Consider the following 207-nt stretch of genomic DNA (forward strand, 5'->3'; position numbering starts at 1 on the left):
TATGTAGCAATGGTAAAATTTAGGTATAGTGATCCACAAAGAAAATAAATTATTTTCTTTTCTGTTTAAAATAAATCAAACTTTAAATTGACTTATTTATCATATTTAATTAATTCGTTTCTTTAATACTGTATAAATTTTTTCTATAATTACTTGGTGTTAACGATGTCATTTTTTTAAATGTTTTAATAAATAAGCTAGGGCTAC

Annotated in this window: 1 pseudogene; it reads right to left on the bottom strand. The window is 20.8% G+C overall.

Annotation, left to right across the window (positions count from 1 at the left end):
- Positions 1-109: 109 nt before the first annotated feature.
- Positions 110-207, bottom strand: a pseudogene (locus tag M983_RS17460) (transcriptional regulator ChbR); the annotation flags it as partial.

It is taken from the genome of Proteus myxofaciens ATCC 19692, from assembly GCF_001654855.1.
Taxonomy (GTDB): domain Bacteria; phylum Pseudomonadota; class Gammaproteobacteria; order Enterobacterales; family Enterobacteriaceae; genus Proteus; species Proteus myxofaciens.